This is a genomic window from Streptomyces phytophilus (genome assembly GCF_013870535.1).
Classification (GTDB): domain Bacteria; phylum Actinomycetota; class Actinomycetes; order Streptomycetales; family Streptomycetaceae; genus Streptomyces; species Streptomyces phytophilus.
The window spans coordinates 1-6,246 of sequence record NZ_JACBXC010000257.1 but is presented as its reverse complement, the minus strand read 5'-3'; the positions used below and the strand labels follow the sequence as shown (position 1 = coordinate 6,246).

General features: G+C 69.8%; 3 protein-coding genes. 2 read left to right on the top strand and 1 reads right to left on the bottom strand.

Translation table 11 applies throughout. The features are described from left to right. Window positions 1-401 precede the first annotated feature (401 nt). Together H5J30_RS14080 and H5J30_RS14075 are read left to right on the top strand one after the other, a co-directional pair. Window positions 402-4,016, top strand: coding sequence for a chondroitinase-B domain-containing protein (locus H5J30_RS14080; RefSeq protein ID WP_181787778.1), 3,615 nt, complete (start codon window positions 402-404; stop codon window positions 4,014-4,016). 158 nt (window positions 4,017-4,174) lie between these two features. Continuing rightward, on the top strand, window positions 4,175-5,461 hold the full coding sequence (locus H5J30_RS14075; protein ID WP_220188891.1) for a discoidin domain-containing protein: 1,287 nt from the start codon (window positions 4,175-4,177) through the stop codon (window positions 5,459-5,461). 66 nt (window positions 5,462-5,527) lie between these two features. Here H5J30_RS14075 and H5J30_RS14070 read toward each other — a convergent pair. Then, on the bottom strand, window positions 5,528-6,246 hold a 719-nt coding region (locus tag H5J30_RS14070; protein WP_181787776.1), incomplete at its 5' end, for an NmrA family NAD(P)-binding protein.

Genomic DNA, 6,246 nt, shown 5'->3' with positions numbered 1-6,246 from the left:
CTGCGAGGGACTCGACCTGACCGCGGAGGGGGCGGCGGAGGCCCTGGTGTGGGAGATGCAGGCGCCGGGGGCCTGAGCGCCGGCGGCCGATTTCTGCCGCTCGTGCCCGCCCGGAGACCGGTTTCCCACTGGACGGCATCCGGAATCGGTGCTTCGGGACCGGTCCCCGCACGCCTCTGACAGCGTGGCCCGGTGCCGGAGCCCGGCCGGCACGAAGCTCTCCGGCGCGGCCGTGGCCCGGCACGCACCATCGCCGTGCGCGGCCTCGCTGGGTGCGACCCCCAACCGTCCAGCGCCGCTCGACCGCCCCCGGCCGGCCGGCGCTTCCACCACAGTGAGGCCCTGTGAGACGAATCCAACGTGCGCTTGCGGTCGGGCTGTTAGCCCTCGGAATCTCGGCTGTGTACCAACCCGTCGCATCGGCCGAGCCGGGTGACCCCCTGGAGGTCACGGGCGTCACGGCCAGCACCGACGACGGCAACGTGCCCGCCAACACACTCGACGGCGATCTGGCCACCCGCTGGTCGGCCGAGGGAGACGGGGTGTGGATCCGCTACGACCTCGGCTCGGCGCAGACGATCGGCTCGGTGTCGGTCGCCTGGCACCAGGGGAACACGCGGCAGAACACCTTCGACGTCGAACTGTCCGACGACGGGTCCTCGTGGACGACGGCGCTGTCGCGCAAGACCACCAGCGGCAGCACGCTCCAGCCGCAGAACTACGACTTCGCCGACACCTCCGCCCGCTACCTGCGCATCGTCGGCCACGGCAGCACCACGAACGACTGGACCAGCATCACCGAGACGGCCCTCTACGGAGCCGACGGCGGCAGCGGCTCCTGCGACTACCCGGCCGACGTGCTGGACCTGACGAACTGGTACATCGGGCTCCCGATCGGCGAGGACGAGTCGCCGACGAACGTCGAACAGCCGGACCTCGCCACGTACGCGATCGACCCGTGGTTCACCGCGACCCCGGAATGCGACGCGGTGCAGTTCCGCGCCGCGGTCAACGGGGTCACCACCAGCGGCTCCGACTACCCCCGCTCGGAGCTGCGGGAGATGACGGACTCGGGGGAGACCAAGGCGAGCTGGTCCTCGACGTCCGGTACGCACACGATGGTGATCGACCAGGCCATCACGGACGTCCCCGAGGACAAGCCGGACGTCGTCGCCGGGCAGATCCACGACTCGGACGACGACGTGTCGGTCTTCCGGCTGGAGGGCAACAGGCTCTACGTCACCTCTCCCGAGGACAGCAACCACAAGCTGGTGGACGCGGACTACGAGCTGGGCACGAGGTTCGAGGCCAAGTTCGTGGTCAGCGACGGCGAGATCAAGGCGTACTACAACGGGACGCTGCAGACCACGCTCTCGGAGGACTTCTCCGGCGCCTACTTCAAGGCGGGCGCGTACACCCAGGCCAACTGCGAACGCTCGTCGCCGTGCAGCGACGACAACTACGGCCAGGTGGAGATCTACGGGCTGAGCGTCACCCACGACGACGACCAGGGAAGCGCCGACCCGACCGAGGCCGCCGAGCGGTACGGCTGGGGTGAACCGCTGCCGGTGTCCGACGAGTTCGACTACACCGGGCCGGTCGACCCCGAGCGGTGGGACGTACCGTCGGGCGAGGTCGGCGGGACGCCCCAGTGCTGGGAAGGGCACGCCGGGAACGGCCGCCGGTGCGGGAAGAACAGCACCGTCGCGGACGGGATCCTCAGCATGCGCGGCGAGGCGAACGGCGACACGGGATGGATCAGGCAGAACCGCGACATGCAGTACGGCCGCTGGGAGATCCGGTCGCGTTCGAGGAACACCGGCGCCGACGGCGGGCTTTACCATCCCCTGCACCTGATCTGGCCCACCGCGGGCAACCGGCTCGAAAACGGCGAGTACGACTGGGTCGAGTACTCGAACCCGGACGCGCAGTGCCTCGGGGCGTTCCTGCACTATCCGCAGAGCCCGTCGGACGAGAAGGAACACGAAGAACTCTGCCCCGTCGACATGACGCAGTGGCACAACTTCGCGTTCGAGTGGACGCCGGATGAGCTGGTCGGCTACGTCGACGGCGTCGAGTGGTTCCGGCTTGCGGACGGTGCGAATGCCGACCGGGGGGACATCCAGAAGATGCCCCTGGGGAATCTCGTCATCCAGCTCGACAACTTCACGGGTGACAGCGGTCTGCGCCCGGCGGTGTTCGAGGTCGACTGGGTCAGGACGTATCCGGTCGGGACGGACGGGGGTTCTCCGGGTGCCCCGGTGGCGGTCTCGGACGTCTCGGCCAGCGACGACGACGGCAACGTGCCCGCCAACACCCTCGACGGCGATCTGAGTACGCGCTGGTCCGCCCAGGGCGACGGGGCGTGGATCCGCTACGACCTCGGTTCGGCGCAGACGATCGGCTCGGTGTCGGTCGCCTGGCACCAGGGGGACACGAGAAAGAACACCTTCGACGTCCAGGTGTCCGACGACGGATCGTCGTGGACGCCGGTCCTGGCGCGGAAGGAAAGCAGCGGGACCACCCTCCAGCCGCAGAACTACGACTTCGCCGACACCTCCGCCCGCTATCTGCGCATCGTCGGCCACGGCAACACCGCAAACGACTGGAACAGCATCACCGAGACGACCGTCCACGGCCCCGACGGCGGGGGCGGTGGCGATCCGGACCCCGGCAGGACCGTGCGGGTCGCGGACTCGGACCAGTTGAAGTCCGCGATGGGGGACGCGCGCGCCGGGGACCGCATCGTGCTCGCGGACGGCTCGTACTCGATCGGCAAGATGACCGGCAGGAACGGAACCGCCGACCAGCCCATCACGGTCGTCGCGGAGAACCGCGGCCGGGCGGTGGTCGACGACGGGCAGTTGGAGGTCGCCGACTCCTCGTACGTCACCTTCGAGGGCCTGAAGTGGACGAACAGCGACACGCTGAAGATCACCGGGTCGAACAATGTGCGGCTGACCCGCAACCACTTCCGGCTGACCGAGGAATCCTCGCTGAAGTGGGTGATCATCCAGGGTGAGAACAGCCACCACAACCGGATCGATCACAACCTGTTCGAGGAGAAGCACCAGCTGGGGAACTTCATCACCGTCGACGGATCCGAAACCCAGCAGTCGCAGCACGACCGCATCGACCACAACCACTTCCGCAATATGGGTCCCCGCGCGGAGAACGAGATGGAGGCGATCCGGGTCGGCTGGAGCGGTATCTCCAAGTCGAGCGGATTCACCGTCGTCGAGTCCAACCTCTTCGAGAACTGCGACGGCGACCCGGAGATCGTCTCCGTGAAGAGCAACGACAACATCGTCCGCTACAACACGTTCCGCACCTCGCAGGGCGTGCTGTCGCAGCGGCACGGAAACCGCGGCTCCTTCCACGGCAACTTCTTCCTCGGCGAGGGGAAGGCGGGAACCGGCGGAATCCGGATCTACGGCCAGGACCACAAGATCTACAACAATTATTTCGAGGGCCTGACCGGCACCGGCTTCGACGCCGCCCTGCAGATCGACGGCGGCGACGTGGACACCTCGGGGGCACTCAGCGCGCACTGGCGCGTCTACCGGGCGACCGTCGTGAACAACACCTTCGTGGACAACGTGTCGAACATCGAGGTCGGCGCCAACTACGACCTGGCGCCGGTCGACTCGGTCATCGCCGACAACGTGGTGACCGGTGCCCGCGGCAAGCTGTTCAACGAGCTGATGGAGCCGGTGGACATGACCTACGCCGGGAACATCGCGTGGCCGACCGGATCGGCGACCGTGGGTGTCGACGTACCGTCCGACGCCGTCAGGGCGGCGGACCCGCTGCTGGCCCCGGACGGGCCGGTGCAGCGGATCGGCGCGGGCAGCCCGGCGATCGACGCCGGCACCGGCGGCCACCCGTTCGTGACGGACGACATGGACGGCCAGGCCCGTACCGGCACGGTCGACGCCGGAGCCGACGAGCGGTCGCCGTCCGCCGCCACGCGGACCCCGCTCACCGCGGCCGACGTCGGCCCGGCCGCTCCGTAGGACGCGGGCACGACCGGCGGCGGCGCTGCCGCCGCCGGTCGTGCCCCTCCCGCTTCCCTGACCGCAAGAGGACACACCCCGAGGAGACGCACGTGAACGCTCCGAACGCCCGTATACGGACGGGAAAGACGACGAGGAGACGGGTACCGGTGGGAGGCATGCTGACCGCGGGTCTGTGCGCCTGCACCGTGCTCGGCTCGGTGGCGCTGTTCAGCCCGGCGGCGTCGGCGGCGACGCTGCCCATCACCGCGGCGACGGCCAGTACCGACGACGGCAACGGCCCGGCCAACGCGATCGACGGCGACCTGTCCACCCGCTGGTCCGGGGCCGGCGACGGGGTCTGGATCCGCTTCGACCTGGGCACGGTCACGACCGTCGACTCGGTGGCGCTGGCCTGGTACGAGGGGGACGACCGGCGGGCGACGTTCGACGTCCAGCTGTCCCGGGACGGCTCGGCGTGGTCGACGGTGCTGCCCGGGGAGCGGAGCAGCGGCACCACCAGCAGCTTCGAGACGTACGACTTCACCGCCGGGCAGGCGCGCTACGTGCGGATAGTCGGGCACGGCAACGACTCCTCCGACTCGGCCAAGTGGACGAGCATCGCGGAGGTGACCGTGTCCGGGGAGCCAGGCGGCGACCCGGAGCCGCCCGGGCAGTCCCTCGGAGTCGGCGGGGTGGCGACTCCGCCCGGCGCGGTCCTCGTACCGGACCAGGACTCCAGGTACGAGATCGACTCCGGCGGCACGGCCGCGGATCCCGAGGTCTACGACTGCCAGGGCAACACCGTCCGCGGCGGCATCCTGATCGAAGCCGACCACGTGGTGGTGCAGAACTGTCGGGTGGACGCCGAGCAGCAGTACGGCATCTACTCGGACGACAACACGAACGTCACCATCCAGAACAACGACATCAAGGGCGTCGAGGGCCCCGGCGACCTGAACGCCATCACGTTCTTCGGCGACCGCCACAAGATCATGTACAACACCGCGATCGACTTCGTGACCGGCGACCCGGGCGACAGCCACACCGACTTCATCCAGACGTGGGTGTCCAGCTCGCACCCCATCGCGAGCGACGACGTGCAGATCCGCGGCAACAAGGCCGTGGGCCCGCCGAACCCGGACCGCGACGAGAGCATCCCCAGCATCCACCAGTGGCTGATGGCCGAGGACTACGGCCGCGGCGGGAACTCCGGCGGCAACACCGACGGCATGAAGAACTGGATCGTCGCGGACAACGAGATGGGCGACAGCTGGAACCAGTCCATCAAGCTGGACGGGCCGGACGACGTGGCGATCACCCGCAACGACTTCGCGGGCTCCTCGACCCGGGTCATGGAGGTCACTTCGGCGTCGACCGGAGTGAAGTTCTACGCGGACAACGAGGTGGGTCCGGACTACGACTCGACAGGCATGTCGGTCACCCCGGGCGAAGGCCCCGCCTGACGACCACCCGTACGGCCCCGGCGGGGACGGGGGCCGGCGGCGGACGGGACCGGGCCGGGCGGTGGGTCAGTGCTCAGCTCGCAGGTGGTCGCGGGCCCACTGCTCGAAGGTGGTGAGGGGGATGCCGAGGTCCCTGGCGTACTCGGGGCGGCCGGGCTGGCCGGCGACGTTCAGCCACTCGTGGGAGGCGCCCATCGGCGGCATGCCCGCGGCGAGGGCCTGTTCTGCGGTCATGTCCGGCGCGGGCAGGTGCGTACCGAGGACGCGGGAGAGGATCTCGGCGATCTCCGTCATCGACAGGTAGTCGCTCGCCAGCTCCAGTTCCACGCGGTCGAACCGCTCCGGCGCGGCGACGGCCGCGGCCGCCGCGCGGCCGATGTCGTCGACCGCGACGAGGGAGAGCCGCGTCCCGGGGTCGAGGACGCTCACCAGGCCGCCTTCGATGCCGCGCGGGAAGAGGAACCGCATGGAGGGGAGGAAGTTCTCCATGAACGTGCCCGGCTTGAGGAGCGTCCAGCGCGGGAAGCCGGCCGCCCGGAGCCGGTCCTGGACCGCCGCCTTGGCGGCCAGGCCGGCTTCCACCGCCCAGCGCCCCTCGGCCCAGCCGGGGGTCTCGGTGTGCTGCCCGGCGCCGGTGACGGAGGTGTGCACGAACTGCCGGACCCCGGCGGCCTTCGCGCCCTCGATGAGGTTGGCGCCCTGGGCCACCTCGCCGTCGAAGTCGAAGCCGTCCGCGGTCACGGCGGGCATCTGTACGGAGAACACGGCCCGCGCGCCGGTCGCGG

What these genes read in the sequence shown, in the direction of transcription:
- H5J30_RS14075 (WP_220188891.1), top strand. Translation starts at nt 4,175, where the DNA reads ATGCTGACCGCGGGTCTGTGCGCCTGCACCGTGCTCGGCTCGGTGGCG.